Below are 15260 nucleotides of genomic sequence, written 5' to 3' on the forward strand. Positions count from 1 at the left end.
CCCGTGCGGTGACGCCAGACCCGGCCCTGCCGGCCCGTGCTGCTGCCGGCTATCCGCGGCCGACCCCTGCGGAGTTGGCGGCGGCTGCGGACCGGACCATCCCCGACGTCCTCGCGCCGGGGTTGGCGGTGCTCTTCGTCGGCATCAACCCGGGCCTCTGGTCGGCCGCGACCGGGTGGCACTTCGCCCGGCCCGGCAACCGATTCTGGCCCGCCCTACACCGGGGTGGGTTCACTCCCCGACTGCTGCACCCCAGCGAGCAGGGCGAGCTGCCCGCCCTCGGGCTCGGCATCACCAACATGGCCGCCCGGGCCAGCGCCCGCGCGGACGAGCTGAGCACCGAGGAACTGCTCGACGGCGCCGCGATCCTCACCGACAAGGTGGCCCGGCACCGGCCGCGCTGGGTGGCCGTGGTGGGGGTGACCGCGTACCGGATCGGTTTTCGCCGGCCGAAGGCCACCTTCGGGCCGCAGCCGGAGTCGCTGGCCGGTGCCCGGCTGTGGGTACTGCCCAACCCGAGCGGCCTGAACGCGCACTTCACGCCGGTCACCCTGGGCCTGGCGTTCGCCGAGCTGCGAGCGGTGGCGCTCTGACCCACGGCCAGCGACCGTCTTGTCCCGCGGCACCGGCGTACCTACCCTGATCCGCAGACCAGCCCACGGCACTGGAGTGATGATGACGGATGCAGCGGCAGGCACGACCCGGGATCCGGCCTACGAGACTCGGCGCGCCCAGCCGTCCACCGGGCCGATCCGTTCGCTAGTCGCCGTCCAGCTGTACGTCGTGGTGGCCTACCTCGCCGCGGCCGTCATCCCGTACCTGTGGGCTCCCCGGCCGTACCCGCCGACCTGGATCTGGATCGTGCCGGGCTGGTTGCTCGGTGTCCCGGGTTTCTTCATCACCCTGCTCGGGCCGGTGCCCGGCATCCTGCTCGCGGTCGTCGGGGTCGGTGTCCTGGTGGCGACACGTCGCGGCTGCCCGGCGGGACTGTACCGGTGGTGCGTCGCCTCCACCGCTCTTGCCACCGCGTACGGTCTGTTCGCCTGCACACCGTTGGCCCGCACGATCGCCGCCTTCGTGGCCGACTGACCCGCGACAGCCCGGTCTGATCCGCGACAGCCCGGTCTGATCCGCGACAGCCCGGTCTGATCCGCGACAGCCCGGTCTGATCCGCGACAACCCGGTGTCGAGAAGTCAGTTGGCGGCGGCGGGCGGCAGCACCTCGTCGGCGCGGTAGGTGCCCAGTGGCATGACCACCGGCTCGGGGCCGGTCGCGTCGACGAACGGCCTGGGCGAGTCGGCGACCGCGAACTGGGTTCGGTACAGCTCGGCGTAGAGCCCACCGATGGCGACCAGCTCGTCGTGCCGCCCCCGCTCGACGATCCGCCCCCCGTCCAGGACCAGGATCTGGTCGGCGTCGCGCACGGTGGAGAGCCGATGTGCGATCACCAGGGCGGTGCGCCCGGCCAGCGCCACCGACAGCGCCCGTTGCACCGCCGCTTCGCTCTCCGAATCGAGATGAGCGGTCGCCTCGTCGAGGATCACGATCGACGGTGCCTTGAGCAGCAGCCGGGCAATCGCGATGCGCTGCTTCTCGCCGCCGGAGAACCGGTAGCCGCGCTCCCCGACGGTGGTGTCCAGCCCGTCGGGCAGCGACCGGACCAGGTCGGCCACCTGCGCGCCGGCCAGTGCGGCCCAGATCTCGTCATCGGTGGCGTCGGGCTTGGCGTAGCGAAGATTCTCGGCGATCGTCTCGTGGAACAGATGCGAATCCTGGGTGACCACCCCGATCTCGTCGCGCAGGGAGGCGAGCGTCGCGTCGCGGACGTCCACCCCACCGACCAACACCTGCCCCTCGGTGACGTCGTAGACCCGGGAGATGAGCATCGACAGCGTCGACTTGCCTGCGCCGGACGGGCCGACAAGCGCGACCATCTGCCCGGGCTCCACGCTGAACGAGACGCCCTTGAGCACCGGCTCGTTGACCGTCCGGTCGAGCGTGGCGACCTCCTCCAGGGAGGCGAGGGAGATCTCGGCGGCACTCGGGTAGCGGAAACGCACGTCGCGGAAGTCGACCCGGCCCGTGCCCTGGGGCACCTGCACCGCGTCGGGCTTCTCCACGATGCCCGGCTTGAGGTCGAGCACCTCGAAGACCCGGTCGAAGGAGACCAGCGCGCTCATCACGTCCACCCGGACGTTGGAGAGCGCCGTGAGCGGCCCGTACAGGCGGGTGAGCAACAGCGCGAGCGTCACCACGGTGCCCGCGCTGACGCCGCCGGTCACGGCGAGCCAACCACCGAGGCCGTAGGTGAGCGCCTGCGCCAGTGAGGCGACCAGCAGCATCGCCACGAAGAACGTGCGGGAATACATCGCGGACTGGATGCCGATGTCGCGGACCCGCTCGGCCCGGCCAGCGAACCGGCGGGCCTCGATCTCGGGCTGGCCGAAGAGCTTCACCAGCAGCGCACCGGCCACCCCGAACCGCTCGGTCATGGTCGCGTTCATCTTGGCGTCGAGGTTGTACGACTCGCGGGTGATGTCGGCCAGCCGCCGACCGACCCGGCGGGCCGGAATGATGAAGATCGGCAACAGCACCAGCGAGAGTGCGGTGATCTGCCAGGAGAGGGTGAACATCACCGCCGCGGTGAGCACCAACTGGATGACGTTGCTGACCACACCGGACAGAGTGGACGTGAACGCCCGCTGAGCGCCGAGCACGTCGTTGTTGAGCCTGCTGACCAGGGCACCGGTCTGGGTACGGGTGAAGAACTGCAACGGCATCCGCTGCACATGGTCGTAGACCCGGGTGCGCAGGTTGAAGATGATGCCCTCGCCGATGCGGGCGGAATACCACCGTTGCGCGAGCGAGAGCAGTGCGTCGGCGACCGCCAGCACGGCGATGAACAGGGCCAGCCGCACCACGAGTCGGCCGGCCTCGGTGCCTCCCCGGTTGATCGCGTTGATCACGTCGCCGGCGAGCACCGGTGTGGCCACGCCGATGATGGCGGCCAGGACGACGGTGGCCAGGAAGACGACGATGTCGCGCCGGTAGGGCTGGGCGAAGGCGACGATTCGTCGGGCGACGCCGCGCTTCAAGTGGTGGGTGGAAACCTCGTCGCGGTTACGCATCGACCGGAGCATGCTCCACCCGGCCATGCCACCGCCGGACATCGGGTTGGACACCGTTCACCTCCGGGTCGTCGGGCAGACCGCACCGTCAGGTCAATTCTCCCGACGACTGTGACAACCTCGGTCGCAACCCGGATCTTCCCGCGCGGTCCTTACCTATTCTCCCTGGCCAGCCAGGTCGCGCAGCCGGCGGGTCTGTGCTTCCCGCTCGGCGCGCTGTTGGTCGGCGTGCGACCGCCCCGCCGCGCCGGCGAGCAACGCCTTGATCTCCACCACCGCGTCGCGGGCCCCGGAGAGCAGGCCAGCGGTCAGGTCCTGGACCGCGCCGTCCAGCTCAGGTGGGGACACGACCAGGGTCGCCAGCCCGATCCGGTCCGCCTCAGCGGCGTCCAACCGGCGCCCGGTCGCGCAGATCTCCAACGCCCGCGCATAGCCGACCAACTCGACGAGGCGTTTCGTGCCGGCCAGGTCGGGCACCAGACCGAGAGTCACCTCGGCCATCGACAGCTTCGCGTCCGCAGAGAGCACTCGCAGGTCACACGCAAGCGCGAGCTGGAAGCCAGCACCGATCGCGTGGCCCTGCACGGCCGCAACGGAGATGACATCCGGCCGGTGCAGCCAGGTGAAGCCGGCCTGGAACTCCGCGATGCGCTCGGCGCACTCGTGCTCGGGCAGGGTGGCCAGCTCCGCGAAGGAGCCGGGGCCGGAAGCGCCAGCCACCGCGAGGTCGAGGCCGGCGGAGAACGCGCGCCCCTCACCCCGGACCACCACCACCCGCACGTCGCCGGGCAAGTCGCGGGAAAAATCGCTCATCGCCCGCCACATCGCGGGCGTCTGAGCATTGAGCACGTCGGGCCGGCACAACGTCACCGTGGCAACCGGCCCGTCGCAAGTCAGCCGAACCCCGGTCGCCTCGGCGGTCACCGGGCGGCCCGGGGAGCGGCGTTGGTCAACGACGCTGGAGCGCGGGTCACGCCTTCTTGCGGCGCCGGGCACCGCCGCGCTGACGCAGCTGCACCCCTGACTCGGTGAGCACTCGGTGGATGAACCCGTAGGAACGGCCGGTCGAGGCCGCCAACGCGCGGATGCTCTCCCCCGAGGTGTACCGCTTTACCAGGTCCTTGGCGAGCGTCTGACGCTCGGCTCCGACGATCCGGCGACCTTTCTCAGTGCTGGTGGCTGTGCCAGTGGCTGCCATACTGTGTCCTCACGTCCCAGACTGTGCGGTTCGGATACGGTCCCACCTATTAGACCGCCTCGAACGATCATGCGCCAGATATCAACTCTTCGCCAACCGACACGCTATGCAATGTCAGCTTCCCGATAGAGTGATCCCGGCGATCGGCCCCGGCACCGCGTCCAGGCGTACCACCGCCGCACGCTGGAGGCTGCCGGCGACCCGTAGCCTTCGGTCGTGATCGACCTGTTGGGCACCGCATCCGCCGCGGCCGTGGTCTTCGCCGCCACCGACATCGACGACATCGTCATCCTGACGCTGTTCTTCGTCGCGGCCCGCACCACCGGCCGACCTCGCCCCTGGCAGATCGTCGCCGGCCAATACCTCGGCATCGGCGCGCTTGCGCTGGCCAGCGCGGTGGTCGCAGCCGGGCTGCTGGTGGTGCCGGACCCGTGGACGGGGCTACTCGGCCTGCTGCCGGTCGCGCTGGGCGTACGCGCACTGCGGGACTCCGACGACGCTGCTGCCCCCACGGTCGTCACCGGAATGCTCGGTGTCGCCGGGGTGACGATCGCCAACGGCGCTGACAACGTGGCCGTCTACGTACCCGTCTTCCGTGCCCTCGGCGTGGCCGACAGCGCGGTGTTCCTCTTGGTCTTCGTGCTGCTCATCGCGCTGTGGTGCGCCCTCGGCGCCTGGCTGGGCAGCCACCGCAGGGTGGTCCGGTTGGTCGAGCGCGCTGGCCACTGGCTGGTGCCGACGATCTTCATCGCCATCGGAGTGGTGATCCTGGTGAGCTCCGGCGTGCTCGGACGGCTGGTCGGCCTGCTCAGCTGAGCAGGGGCCGAGCAGCCGTCCGGAAATGATCAGGCCAGCTCGACCAGCTCGAGCAAATCGTCGCTCCAGGCATCCTCGTCGCCGTCGGGCAGCAGGATGGCGCGGTCCGGCTTGAGCGCCAGCACCGCGCCCGGGTCGTGGGTGACCAGGACGATCGCGCCCGGATAGTTGGCGATGGCGTCGAGCACCTGCTCGCGGCTGACCGGGTCGAGGTTGTTCGTCGGCTCGTCGAGCAGCAGCACGTTGGCTCCGGAGCAGACCAGGGTGGACAGTGCCAGTCGGGTCTTCTCGCCACCGGAGAGCACACCGGCCGGCTTGTTCACGTCGTCACCGGAGAAGAGGAACGCGCCGAGGATCTTGCGCAGGTCGGTGTCGGACTGCTCGACGGCTGCGGCGCGCATGTTCTCCAGCACGGTCCGCTCCACGTCCAGCGTCTCGTGCTCCTGGGCGTAGTAGCCCAGCCGCAGGCCGTGACCCGCGTGTACCTCGCCGGTGTCCGGAGTGAGCAGCCCTCCGAGCATCCGCAGCAGGGTCGTCTTGCCGGCGCCGTTGAGCCCGAGGATGGCCACCCGGGAGCCCCGGTCCACCGCGACGTTGACGTCGGTGAAGATCTCCAGCGAGCCGTACGACTTGGACAGGCCGGTCGCCGTCAGCGGGGTCTTGCCACACGGCGCGGGGTTGGGGAACCGCACCTTGGCCACCCGGTCGGCGACCCGCACCTCCTCCAGGCCGGAGATCAGCTTCTCGGCGCGGCGGGCCATGTTCTGCGCGGCCACGGTCTTGGTTGCCTTGGCCCGCATCTTGTCGGCCTGCGCCATCAACGCGCCGGCCTTCTTCTCCGCGTTGGCCCGCTCCCGGCGGCGGCGCCGCTCGTCGGTCTCACGCGCCTCCAGGTACGCCTTCCAGCCCAGGTTGTACACGTCGACCACGGACCGGGTGGCGTCGAGGAACCAGACCTTGTTCACCACCGACTCCAAGAGTGCGCCGTCGTGGGAGATCACGATCAGGCCACCCTTGTGGTTGGCGAGGAAGCCGCGCAGCCAGGTGATCGAGTCGGCGTCGAGGTGGTTGGTCGGCTCGTCGAGCAGCAGGATGCCGCCGCCGTTCTCGCCCGCGTCGCGGAACAGGATCCGAGCCAGCTCGATGCGTCGACGCTGACCACCGGAGAGGGTGCCGATGGTCTGCGCGAGCGCCCGGTCCGGTAGGCCGAGGTTGGCGCAGATCCGGGCGGCCTCGGCCTCGGCGGCGTACCCGCCCAGGGCTGCGAACTGGTCCTCCAGCGCGCCGTAGCGACGGACCAGCTTCTCGTTGGCGTCCTCGGCGAGTTGGGCCTCGATCTCCTGCATCTGGGACATCAGCACGTCCAGGCCGCGCGCCGAGAGGACCCGGTCGCGGCCGGTCACCTCGAGATCGCCGGTGCGCGGGTCCTGCGGGAGGTAGCCGATGGCGCTGCGCTGGTCGATCTGGCCGGAGTATGGCTGACCCTCGCCGGCGAGGACCTTCAGCGTGGTGGTCTTGCCGGCGCCGTTGCGACCGACCAGGCCAATCCGGTCACCGGGCTGCACGCGCAGGGTGGTGTCAGACAGCAGGATCCGGGAACCGGCACGCAGTTCCAGGCCGGTGGCAGTGATCATGTTTTCGGGCTCGCTCTCGGGGTCTGGAAGGCTGACTCGGGGCACGCGAAACGACCGGCGGGCTCAAGGGGCCCGACGGCGCGGGGCGGTTCAGCCTTCGCAGCGCAGCACCCGACAAGTGTACCGGGCGCCGCTGAGCGGGCCGCCCGGATTACCAATCAAGATCATCGGGTACCGGAACCGCTGTCCGGACTCGCTCCGGCACTCACGCGACGAAACACCACACAGACGACATCTCTGACATACGGCGATCGGGGTCAGCATGGAACTCAACGAGCGGGCCGAACTCGACACCTCACAGGCCAACGACGTCGGCCGTGGCGGCGGATCCGGCGGCGGCCTCGGCATCCCCATTCCGGGCGGCGGCGGTCGAGGCGGACTGATCGGCATCGTGGTGGCCGTGCTGGTCGCGCTGCTCGGCGGTGGGTTCGGCCTGAACGCCATGACCAACGGCGACGAGGGTGGGCAGGCCGGCGGCACCGACCTGGAGCAGTTGTGCTCGCGGGACAACCCCGAGCGCTTCGACGACCCCCGCTGCCGCAACCTGCTCTTCATCAACAGCATCCAGGCCTACTGGCAGAAGGCGTACCCGGAGCTGGGCAACGCCAAGTACGAGCCGACCGGCACCGACTTCTTCCAGGCAGCGGTGAGCACCGGCTGCGGCCAGGCTGACTCGGGGGTCGGCCCGTTCTACTGCCCGGCCGACCGGAAGGTGTACATCGATCTGAGCTTCTACGACGAGTTGGCGTCCCAGTTCGGCGCCAAGGGCGAGTTCGCGCAGCCGTACGTCCTCGCCCACGAGTACGGACACCACATCCAGAACCTGCTCGGCACCAACGAGAAGGCCGGCCAGGGCGACCAGAGCGGCCCCCGCTCCGCCTCCGTACGCCTGGAGTTGCAGGCCGACTGCTATGCCGGCGCCTGGGCCAAGCACGCCACCGAGAGCAAGAACAAGACCGGCCAGGAGCCGCTGTTCAAGTCGATCACCGCGAGCGACATCAGCGAGGCCATGCAGGCCGCCGAGGCGATCGGCGACGACAGCATCCAGGAACGCTCCGGTGGGCAGGTCAACCCCGACCAGTTCACCCACGGCACCTCCGCGCAGCGGCAGCGCTGGTTCCAGCAGGGCCACGACAGCGGCGACCCGAAGACCTGCGACACCTTCAACACCGACCAGCTCTAACCCCTGCCCTGCCCCACCCCGTCGGCGTCGATCATGGAGTTGTGCCGCCTGGTTCGGGAGGATCAGCGACCTTCGTCCAGCACCACAACTCCATGATCGACCCAGGCAGGGGGGTCGGTTTAGTTGAGGCTTGAGACCTGGTAGTGACTTATGGACCAGATGTCGTCGACTTGGCGCACGATCACGCTGAGGTGGACCGTCAGCGTCGGCCGGTCGACGAAGCCGAAGTCGACCTCCAGATAGCCGAGCACCAGGTCGTCGGCGAGTCGCCGGGTCTCCCGGATGTCGTACGTGGCGGTCAGGCCGACCGGCTGTGCGGCGTAGTACGCGGCGACACCGTCACGGCCGACGGTGTACGGGTGTAGTCCCTGAAAGATCGCATCGTCGGTGAAGTACGACGCCACGCGATCCGGCTCGTGGGCGTCGACGGCGGACCGCCACCGGTCGAGGACGGTACGCAGGATCTGAACCTCGGCACTGGACATGATGATCTCCCTGGTCATGCGGGGCGGGCGAGGCCATGCGGGGTGGGCGAGGTCATGCGGGGTGGGCGAGCGGAGGGCCGGGCACCGGTTACCGGGACGGCTGACCCGGATCGTTCGGATGCGGTGTCAGCGGGGTGACGGTCTCGCGCCGCCAGGCGCGCAACGGCATCGACGCGAGGATCACCTCCAGCTCGTCCGCGTCGTCGGCACGGAACAACCCCCAGGTACGCCACTCCCCCGGTGCCAGCGGCGGCCGCCACAGGCGCAGGAGGCTGCCCTGCGCCGTCAGCTCCGCCGACCGCGCCGCCTCCCGCCTGCGCATGTCGGCGATCCCCTCCTCCGACGTGCCCTCCGGCACCGTCGTCACCATGTCCACCATGAATTCCACGTGCCCATACTCCGGTCGCCAGCGCCGCCACACCCCGGGAATCCCGTATTGCGCACGGCCGTCCGCCCGCCGCAGCGCCCGAGGTCAGTCGGCGTGCCTGGGTGCCGGGTCGCGTAGCCGGATCCATACCGCCCGGGCCGCGCCCACCGCGCCGACCAGCACCGCGTGCCGAGGCTCCGGCACATCGAGCAACCGCTCGGCCCGCAGTGGCACGAGCGGAGCCAACCGCCGGTCGGCCAGGACCGTGTCCACCGCTCGCCGGTCACCCCCGCAGACCACCGCAGCCAGGGCCGCCGCCTCCGGCAACAGCAGCCGTACGGCCAACTCTGCCGCGTCACCCAACGCCGCCTTGGCCTGGTTGTCGCGCCGACGCGCGAACCGCTGCTGCGACCATCCCCCCGCGGCGGTGCGCCCCTGCACGTACTGGCGGTCCACCTTGGACACAACGAGAGCGGTGCCCTCGGCCACCCCGACCGCCACCGCGCCCTTACGGGCCAGCAGCAGGCCGATCCGACGGGGAGCGACGGCAGAGGAAACGAACCCGGCGACGTCGACACTGGCCGGCGACCCGGGTGGGGCATGCAGCTCAGCGGTGGACCCGTCGGGGGCGGCGAGCAGCAGCCCGTACTCCTCGGGGGTGGTGGTGGGCGGGCCGTGCCGGTCGGCGAAGCCCTCGACCCACCGGCCGACGCGGGCCGGGTCGACCTCGACCCACCGGCCGCCCCCGGCTGCGGGTCGACTGGTCACGGCCCGACCGTACGGCACGGCGGGCCCGAGCGGACCCGCGGGCGACCGCTCAGCCCTGCAGCAGCGCGGCCACCGCCAGCGCGGCGATGAGCGCGCTGGAGATCAGGCCAGTGACCAGCCGGCCGCGCGGCCCGGTCAGCGCCCGCCCGACGACGGTGCCGCCGCCAGCGATGAGCAGCTGCCAACTCGCCGACGCCAGGAACACGCCTGCCACGAAGAGCGCCGCAGAGCCCTCGTCGGCAGTGTCCTGACGGCCGAGCACCAGCGCGGCGAAGTAGAGCACCGTCGTCGGGTTCAGCAGGGTCAACCCGAGCACCGCCGCGTAGGCCCGCCCCGGAGTGCTCAGACCCCGACCGGCGGGTGTCGTCGACGTCTGCCGCTCACGGTGGGCGGACCAGGTCCGCCACAGGCCATGCGCGGCGAGACCCAGCAGGACAGCGGCGGCGACCACCCGCAGCGGCCCGGCGACCGGCGCGACAATCCCGGCCAGGCCGGTGCCGCCGAGCGCGGCGACCGCCGCGTACAGCCCGTCGGCCGTCGCCACGGCCAGCGCCGCGGCCGCACCGACCCGGAACGAGGTACGGGCACTGAGCCCCATGACGAGGATCGCGATCGCGCCGACAGGGATGGCCACGCCGTAGCCGGCGACGAGACCGCCGAGGAACGCGCCGCTCACGACGACGGGTGCCAGATCGAAACGACCCCGGGCACGGTGCGCTGTCGACGCGCGGCGGTGGCCGCACGGACAGGAACCTGCTTCGGGTATGCCTCAATCACCCCGTCATCCTGGTCGCCGCAGCCCCGCCCGCGCCACCAAATTTCCCACCCCCCACGCCCTTGCGCCCCCGCGCCCTTACGCCCTTACGCGCCCGGCGCCATGATCGACACCAGGTCGGCGATGTGGGGGCATCCGGACGGCGCGACACCCCCACATCGACGACCTCGTGTCGATCACGCCCACCTCAACCGCCGCGCGCGAAAGGCAACAGGCGTGGAACGCATCGAGCGCGGCGCCCCGGGTGGGGCGTCGCGCTCGACGGGTAGAACCGACCAGGTCGGGTCAGACGTTGAAGCCGAGGGAACGGAGCTGGTCCCGACCCTCGTCAGTGATCTTGTCCGGGCCCCATGGCGGGAGCCACACCCAGTTGATCCGGATGTCGTTGACCAGGCCGCCGCCGGGGCCGGTGGTCAGCGCCTGCCGGGTCTGGTCCTCGATCACATCGGTCAACGGGCAGGCCGCCGAGGTGAGCGTCATGTCCAGCGTCGCGACGTTCTCGTCGTCGACGTGCACGCCGTACACCAAGCCCAGGTCGACCACGTTGATGCCGAGCTCCGGGTCGACGACATCCTTCATCGCCTCTTCGATGTCGGCGATCATGGCCTTGCTGACGCCACCCGCCGGGGCGGCGGCGTCACCGGTGCCATCGGTCGTCGCGGCGTCGGTCTGCGGCACCACGCTGGTGTCACCGGCCTCCGGCGTCGCCTCGGTAGCGGTGTTCTCGCTCATGCCGTCCCTCCGCATCGCTGTGTGATGCCACCGGGCACCACGGTGTCATTGGCTCGCTGACGCACCGTCACGCCTTCACCTCCGGGCTCACGCCCACACCGGCGCGTGCCGCGGCGTCCTTGAACGCCATCCACGGCAGCAGCGCGCACTTGACCCGGGCGGGGTAGCGGGCCACACCCGCGAAAGCCACCCCGTCACCGAGCACGTCCTCGTCCGGGGTGACCTGGCCACGTCCGGACATCAACTCCACGAACGCCTCGTGCACCTCGAATGCTTCCCCGGCGCCCCGACCGCGCAGCAACTCGTGCAGCACACTCGCCGAGGCTTGGCTGATCGAGCAGCCCATTCCGTCGTACGAGATGTCGTGCAGCACGTCGCCGTCGGTGGCCACCCGGACGGTGACCTCGTCACCGCAGGTCGGGTTGACGTGGTGCGCTTCCGCAACCCGGTCGCTCGCGTCGTCGGCGTCGCGTAGGCCACGCCCGTGTGGGCGCTTGTAGTGGTCCAGGATGATCTCCTGGTAGAGCTGGTCGAGCTGCATCAGTCGAACACCTTCCGCACCTGCTCCAGACCGGCCACCAGAGCGTCGATCTCCTCGGTGGTGGTGTAGAGGTAGAACGAGGCCCGGGTCATGGCCGGGACGCCGAACCGGCTGCACACCGGCTTGGCACAGTGGTGGCCCACCCGCACCTGCACACCGAGCGAGTCGAGCACCTGACCCACGTCGTGCGGGTGTACGTCACCCAGCGCGAACGAGATGGTGCCGCCCCGGCCCACTGGCACGGTCGGGCCGAAGATCCGCAGGTCCGGCACCGAGCCGAAGGCGTCCAGCGCGTACGCCGTCAGCTCCTTCTCGTGCCACTGGATCGCCTGCATCCCGACGCCGGTCAGGTAGTCGACCGCCGCACCGAGCGCGACCGCCTCGGCGATCGGAGGGGTGCCCGCCTCGAACCGGGCCGGTGGTGCGGCGAACGTCGACCGGGCCATGGTGACCGTCTCGATCATCGAACCGCCGCCGAAGACCGGCGGCATGGCCGCCAGCAGCTCACCTCGGCCCCAGAGCACACCGATGCCGGTCGGGCCGAGCATCTTGTGCCCGGTGAAGACGATGTAGTCGGCGTCCAGGTCGACCACGTCGATCGGCAGGTGCGGCACCGACTGCGAGCAGTCCAGCAGCAGCAGCGCCCCCACCTCACGGACCCGCGCGGTGATGCGGGAGGTGGCGTTGACCGTGCCGAGGATGTTCGACACGTGCACCAGCGAGACGATCTTCGTGCGTTCGGTGACCAGGTCGTCCAGGCCCGACTCGTCCAGCCGGCCCTGATCGGTGACCGGGAACCAGCGCAGGGTCGCGCCGGTCCGCTCGCAGAGCAGCTGCCACGGGACGATGTTGGAGTGGTGCTCCATCTCGGAGATCACCACCTCGTCGCCGGGGCCCAGCTGGAACCGGGGGTCGCCGTCCGGGCGCAGGGACGCGTTGGAGAACGCGTACGCCACGATGTTGATCGCCTCGGTGGAGTTCTTCGTGAACACCACCTCGTCGGTGCTAGGGGCGTTGATGAACGCGGCGATCTTCGCCCGCGCCCCCTCGTACGCCTCGGTGGCCTCGGTGCCCAGGGTGTGCACCGAACGCGACACGTTGGCGTTGTGCCGCGCGTAGTGCTCGTCGAGCACGTCGAGCACCTGGCGCGGTTTGTGCGAGGTGTTGGCGCTGTCGAGGTAGACCAGCGGGTGCCCGTTGACCTCCCGACCGAGGATCGGGAAGTCGGCGCGCACCCGGGCCACGTCGAAACGCGGCACGTCGTCGTACTGCGGCATCCCCGCAGGGATCACGATGCTGGTCATCTCGGCAGCGCCTCTCCCACTCAGGCCTTGGCCGTGCCGGCCCCGGCGGCGTACCGCTCGTAGCCCTCGGCCTCGAGCTTGTCGGCCAGCTCCGGGCCGCCCTGCTCGACGATCCGGCCAGCCACGAAGACGTGCACGAAGTCCGGCTTGATGTAGCGCAGGATCCGGGTGTAGTGGGTGATCAGCAGCACGCCGGTGTCACCGGTGTCGCGGACGCGGTTGACGCCCTCGCTGACCACGCGCAGCGCGTCCACGTCGAGGCCGGAGTCGGTCTCGTCGAGGATCGCGATCTTCGGCTTGAGCAGCTCCAACTGGACGATCTCGTGCCGCTTCTTCTCACCGCCGGAGAAGCCCTCGTTGACGTTGCGCTGAGCGAACGCCGGGTCCATCTGCAGGCGCTCCATGGCGCTGCGCAGCTCGCCGCCCCAGGTGCGCAACTTCGGCGCCTCGCCGTCGATGGCGGTCTTCGCGGTACGCAGGAAGTTGGCCACCGAGACGCCGGGCACCTCGACCGGGTACTGCATGGCCAGGAAGAGGCCGGCGCGGGCGCGCTCGTCGACCGTCATGGCCAGCACGTCCTCGCCGTCGAGCGTCACCGTGCCGCCGGTGATCTCGTACTTGGGGTGACCGGCGATCGAGTACGCCAGGGTGGACTTGCCGGAACCGTTCGGGCCCATGATCGCGTGGGTCTCGCCCGACTTCACGGTCAGGTCGACGCCGGCCAGGATCGGCTTGAGCTCACCCTCGGGCAGCTTGACCGACACCTTCAGGTCGCGGATCTCCAGGGTGCTCATTATCGGGTCACTCCATTACTCGGCGTCAGGCTGAGGTAGATGTCGCCGTCGCGGACTTCGACGGGATAGACGGGAACGGGTTCGGTGGCGGGCAGCCCGCTCGGTTCGCCGGTGCGCAGGTCGAAGCGCGAGCCGTGCAGCCAGCACTCCAGCGTGCAGCCGTCGACCTCACCCTCGGAGAGGGCGACCGAGGCGTGCGAGCACTCGTCGTAGGCGGCGTAGAAGGTGCCGTCCTCGCCGTGCACCAGGGCGATCGGGGTGCCGTCGACGTCCGCGCTGATCGCGGTGCCCTTCGGCACATCCTCGGTGGAGCAGATCCGGATCATCAGGCGCCGGCCTTGGCGAGCCGGGCCTCGATCGAGTCGCCGAGGCGCTCGCGCAGCGACTCCACCGGAATCTTGTTGATCAGCTCGGCGAAGAAGCCGCGGACCACCAGACGGCGGGCCTCGCTCTCCGGGATACCCCGCGCCATCAGGTAGAACAGCTGCTCGTCGTCGAAGCGGCCGGTCGCGCTGGCGTGACCGGCACCGGCGATCTCGCCGGTCTCGATCTCCAGATTGGGTACGGAGTCCGCCCGCGCACCCTCGGTGAGGAGCAGGTTCCGGTTGATCTCGTACGTGTCGGTGCCGGTCGCCTCGGCCCGGATCAGCACGTCACCCACCCAGACGGTGTGCGCGTCCGCGCCCTGCAGAGCGCCCCGGTAGCCGACGTAGCTGCGGCAGTCCGCGACCGTGTGGTCGACCAACTGCCGGTGCTCCAGGTGCTGGCCGGAGTCGGCGAAGTAGACGCCGTACAGCTCGGCCTCGCCGCCCCGGCCGGTGTATTCCACCGAGGTGTACTGCCGGACCAGGTCGCCTCCGAGGCTGACCTGGATGTGGATCACCTTGGCGTCCCGACCCAGCTTGACCTTGAGGTGCTGGGCCTGGACCGCATCCGCCGCCCAGTCGGCAACGGTGACCAGGGTGAGCTTCGCGCCGTCGGCCACCGAGACCTCGACGTTGTCCGCCAGGGTCGCCGAGCCGACGTGCTCCAGCACCAGGGTCGCCTCGGCGAACCGGCCCACCTCGACGAAGGTGTGCCCGAAGGCGAGGCCCTCGACGCCGTCGCCAACAACCCGCAGGCTCACCGGCGCCGACACCACGGCATCGCTGGCAACCTGCACCAGAAGCGCCTGGCCGGCCGCGCCGTAGGCCAGCGCACTCACCCGGTCGACCGGGGTGAGCACACTGCCCACCCGCACGTCGTCCATGCCGATCCGGCCGATCGTCACGCCCTCCGGCAGGTCGCCGTACTCGTGGCGGACCGTGCCGGTGGCGGCCTGCGGCCCGTCCGACGACTCCAGCTCGGCGCGGCTGGCGCCGCGCAGCGACCTGGAGCCGTCGCCGGCCAGGCCGCGCAGGCGCTTGAGCGGGGTGAAGCGCCACTCCTCCTCCAGGCCGGTGAGGGCCGGGAAGTCAGCGACGTCGTACGAGCGCAGCGCCTGCGACTTGGTGCTGGGCGGCGCGGAAGCCTGGGTAGTCATTTCTTCCTTGGT

Annotated in this window: 18 protein-coding genes; 4 read left to right on the top strand and 14 right to left on the bottom strand. The window is 70.4% G+C overall.

What is annotated here, in order from left to right; all coding sequences use genetic code 11:
• Nucleotides 1-8 precede the first annotated feature (8 nt).
• Both mug and ACLQ28_RS31155 read left to right on the top strand, forming a co-directional pair.
• Nucleotides 9-593 (top strand): G/U mismatch-specific DNA glycosylase, encoded by a 585-nt coding sequence (gene mug, locus ACLQ28_RS31150; RefSeq protein WP_425689838.1) that lies wholly within the window; start codon nucleotides 9-11, stop codon nucleotides 591-593.
• A gap of 82 nt (nucleotides 594-675) precedes the next feature.
• Entirely contained in the window at nucleotides 676-1089 is a 414-nt protein-coding gene (locus ACLQ28_RS31155) for a hypothetical protein (RefSeq protein ID WP_425689839.1), read from the top strand.
• A gap of 105 nt (nucleotides 1090-1194) precedes the next feature.
• On the opposite strand, the gene ACLQ28_RS31160 is transcribed toward ACLQ28_RS31155, so the two are convergent.
• From ACLQ28_RS31160 to ACLQ28_RS31170, 3 genes are all read right to left on the bottom strand, one after another.
• Complete coding sequence (locus ACLQ28_RS31160; RefSeq protein WP_425689871.1) at nucleotides 1195-3171, bottom strand: ABC transporter ATP-binding protein; 1977 nt, start codon at nucleotides 3169-3171, stop codon at nucleotides 1195-1197.
• A gap of 114 nt (nucleotides 3172-3285) precedes the next feature.
• Nucleotides 3286-4053, bottom strand: coding sequence for an enoyl-CoA hydratase/isomerase family protein (locus ACLQ28_RS31165; protein WP_425689840.1), 768 nt, complete (start codon nucleotides 4051-4053; stop codon nucleotides 3286-3288).
• A gap of 46 nt (nucleotides 4054-4099) precedes the next feature.
• Nucleotides 4100-4327, bottom strand: a complete 228-nt coding sequence (locus tag ACLQ28_RS31170) for a helix-turn-helix domain-containing protein (RefSeq protein WP_007462679.1) — start codon at nucleotides 4325-4327, stop codon at nucleotides 4100-4102.
• Between the two features lie 216 nt (nucleotides 4328-4543).
• On the opposite strand from ACLQ28_RS31170, the gene ACLQ28_RS31175 reads away from it, so the two are divergent.
• A complete protein-coding gene (locus ACLQ28_RS31175; RefSeq protein ID WP_425689841.1) occupies nucleotides 4544-5143 on the top strand; it encodes a cadmium resistance transporter in 600 nt (199 codons plus the stop codon).
• Between the two features lie 29 nt (nucleotides 5144-5172).
• Here ACLQ28_RS31175 and ACLQ28_RS31180 read toward each other — a convergent pair whose 3' ends face one another.
• On the bottom strand, nucleotides 5173-6777 hold the full coding sequence (locus ACLQ28_RS31180) for an ABC-F family ATP-binding cassette domain-containing protein (protein WP_357113438.1): 1605 nt from the start codon (nucleotides 6775-6777) through the stop codon (nucleotides 5173-5175).
• Nucleotides 6778-7039: 262 nt separating this feature from the next.
• On the opposite strand from ACLQ28_RS31180, the gene ypfJ reads away from it, so the two are divergent.
• Nucleotides 7040-7960 (top strand): KPN_02809 family neutral zinc metallopeptidase, encoded by a 921-nt coding sequence (ypfJ, locus tag ACLQ28_RS31185; protein WP_425689842.1) that lies wholly within the window; start codon nucleotides 7040-7042, stop codon nucleotides 7958-7960.
• 119 nt (nucleotides 7961-8079) lie between these two features.
• On the opposite strand, the gene ACLQ28_RS31190 is transcribed toward ypfJ, so the two are convergent.
• The 10 genes from ACLQ28_RS31190 to sufD form a co-directional block, all read right to left on the bottom strand.
• Nucleotides 8080-8445 (bottom strand): SgcJ/EcaC family oxidoreductase, encoded by a 366-nt coding sequence (locus tag ACLQ28_RS31190; RefSeq protein WP_425689843.1) that lies wholly within the window; start codon nucleotides 8443-8445, stop codon nucleotides 8080-8082.
• A gap of 88 nt (nucleotides 8446-8533) precedes the next feature.
• Nucleotides 8534-8824 (bottom strand): muconolactone Delta-isomerase family protein, encoded by a 291-nt coding sequence (locus ACLQ28_RS31195; protein ID WP_425689872.1) that lies wholly within the window; start codon nucleotides 8822-8824, stop codon nucleotides 8534-8536.
• Between the two features lie 93 nt (nucleotides 8825-8917).
• Entirely contained in the window at nucleotides 8918-9580 is a 663-nt protein-coding gene (locus tag ACLQ28_RS31200; RefSeq protein ID WP_425689844.1) for an acVLRF1 family peptidyl-tRNA hydrolase, read from the bottom strand.
• A 49-nt stretch (nucleotides 9581-9629) separates the two neighbouring features.
• Nucleotides 9630-10256 carry a LysE family transporter gene (locus ACLQ28_RS31205; RefSeq protein WP_425689845.1) on the bottom strand — a complete coding sequence of 209 codons (627 nt, stop codon included), beginning with the start codon at nucleotides 10254-10256 and terminating at the stop codon, nucleotides 9630-9632.
• 384 nt (nucleotides 10257-10640) lie between these two features.
• Nucleotides 10641-11087, bottom strand: coding sequence for a metal-sulfur cluster assembly factor (locus tag ACLQ28_RS31210; protein WP_425689846.1), 447 nt, complete (start codon nucleotides 11085-11087; stop codon nucleotides 10641-10643).
• A 67-nt stretch (nucleotides 11088-11154) separates the two neighbouring features.
• Nucleotides 11155-11628 carry a Fe-S cluster assembly sulfur transfer protein SufU gene (sufU, locus tag ACLQ28_RS31215; RefSeq protein ID WP_425689847.1) on the bottom strand — a complete coding sequence of 158 codons (474 nt, stop codon included), beginning with the start codon at nucleotides 11626-11628 and terminating at the stop codon, nucleotides 11155-11157.
• Nucleotides 11628-12932 carry a cysteine desulfurase gene (locus ACLQ28_RS31220; RefSeq protein ID WP_425689848.1) on the bottom strand — a complete coding sequence of 435 codons (1305 nt, stop codon included), beginning with the start codon at nucleotides 12930-12932 and terminating at the stop codon, nucleotides 11628-11630. The genes sufU and ACLQ28_RS31220 overlap by 1 nt, the downstream gene beginning before the upstream one ends.
• 20 nt (nucleotides 12933-12952) lie before the next feature.
• Nucleotides 12953-13726 carry a Fe-S cluster assembly ATPase SufC gene (sufC, locus tag ACLQ28_RS31225; RefSeq protein ID WP_425689849.1) on the bottom strand — a complete coding sequence of 258 codons (774 nt, stop codon included), beginning with the start codon at nucleotides 13724-13726 and terminating at the stop codon, nucleotides 12953-12955.
• Complete coding sequence (locus ACLQ28_RS31230) at nucleotides 13726-14052, bottom strand: non-heme iron oxygenase ferredoxin subunit (protein ID WP_425689850.1); 327 nt, start codon at nucleotides 14050-14052, stop codon at nucleotides 13726-13728. The genes sufC and ACLQ28_RS31230 overlap by 1 nt, the downstream gene beginning before the upstream one ends.
• Nucleotides 14052-15248, bottom strand: coding sequence for a Fe-S cluster assembly protein SufD (gene sufD, locus ACLQ28_RS31235; RefSeq protein WP_425689851.1), 1197 nt, complete (start codon nucleotides 15246-15248; stop codon nucleotides 14052-14054). The genes ACLQ28_RS31230 and sufD overlap by 1 nt, the downstream gene beginning before the upstream one ends.
• Nucleotides 15249-15260 lie beyond the last annotated feature (12 nt).

Source organism: Micromonospora sp. DT201, from assembly GCF_049841575.1.
GTDB lineage: Bacteria > Actinomycetota > Actinomycetes > Mycobacteriales > Micromonosporaceae > Micromonospora.

Coding starts and splice junctions, on each gene's coding strand:
- ACLQ28_RS31160 (WP_425689871.1), bottom strand. CDS start 3,171: ATGTCCGGCGGTGGCATGGCCGGGTGGAGCATGCTCCGGTCGATGCGT.
- ACLQ28_RS31180 (WP_357113438.1), bottom strand. CDS start 6,777: ATGATCACTGCCACCGGCCTGGAACTGCGTGCCGGTTCCCGGATCCTG.
- sufC (WP_425689849.1), bottom strand. CDS start 13,726: ATGAGCACCCTGGAGATCCGCGACCTGAAGGTGTCGGTCAAGCTGCCC.
- sufD (WP_425689851.1), bottom strand. CDS start 15,248: ATGACTACCCAGGCTTCCGCGCCGCCCAGCACCAAGTCGCAGGCGCTG.
- ACLQ28_RS31220 (WP_425689848.1), bottom strand. CDS start 12,932: ATGACCAGCATCGTGATCCCTGCGGGGATGCCGCAGTACGACGACGTG.
- ACLQ28_RS31195 (WP_425689872.1), bottom strand. CDS start 8,824: ATGGTGGACATGGTGACGACGGTGCCGGAGGGCACGTCGGAGGAGGGG.
- ACLQ28_RS31230 (WP_425689850.1), bottom strand. CDS start 14,052: ATGATCCGGATCTGCTCCACCGAGGATGTGCCGAAGGGCACCGCGATC.
- sufU (WP_425689847.1), bottom strand. CDS start 11,628: ATGCAGCTCGACCAGCTCTACCAGGAGATCATCCTGGACCACTACAAG.
- ypfJ (WP_425689842.1), top strand. CDS start 7,040: ATGGAACTCAACGAGCGGGCCGAACTCGACACCTCACAGGCCAACGAC.
- ACLQ28_RS31155 (WP_425689839.1), top strand. CDS start 676: ATGACGGATGCAGCGGCAGGCACGACCCGGGATCCGGCCTACGAGACT.
- ACLQ28_RS31190 (WP_425689843.1), bottom strand. CDS start 8,445: ATGTCCAGTGCCGAGGTTCAGATCCTGCGTACCGTCCTCGACCGGTGG.
- ACLQ28_RS31210 (WP_425689846.1), bottom strand. CDS start 11,087: ATGAGCGAGAACACCGCTACCGAGGCGACGCCGGAGGCCGGTGACACC.
- ACLQ28_RS31170 (WP_007462679.1), bottom strand. CDS start 4,327: ATGGCAGCCACTGGCACAGCCACCAGCACTGAGAAAGGTCGCCGGATC.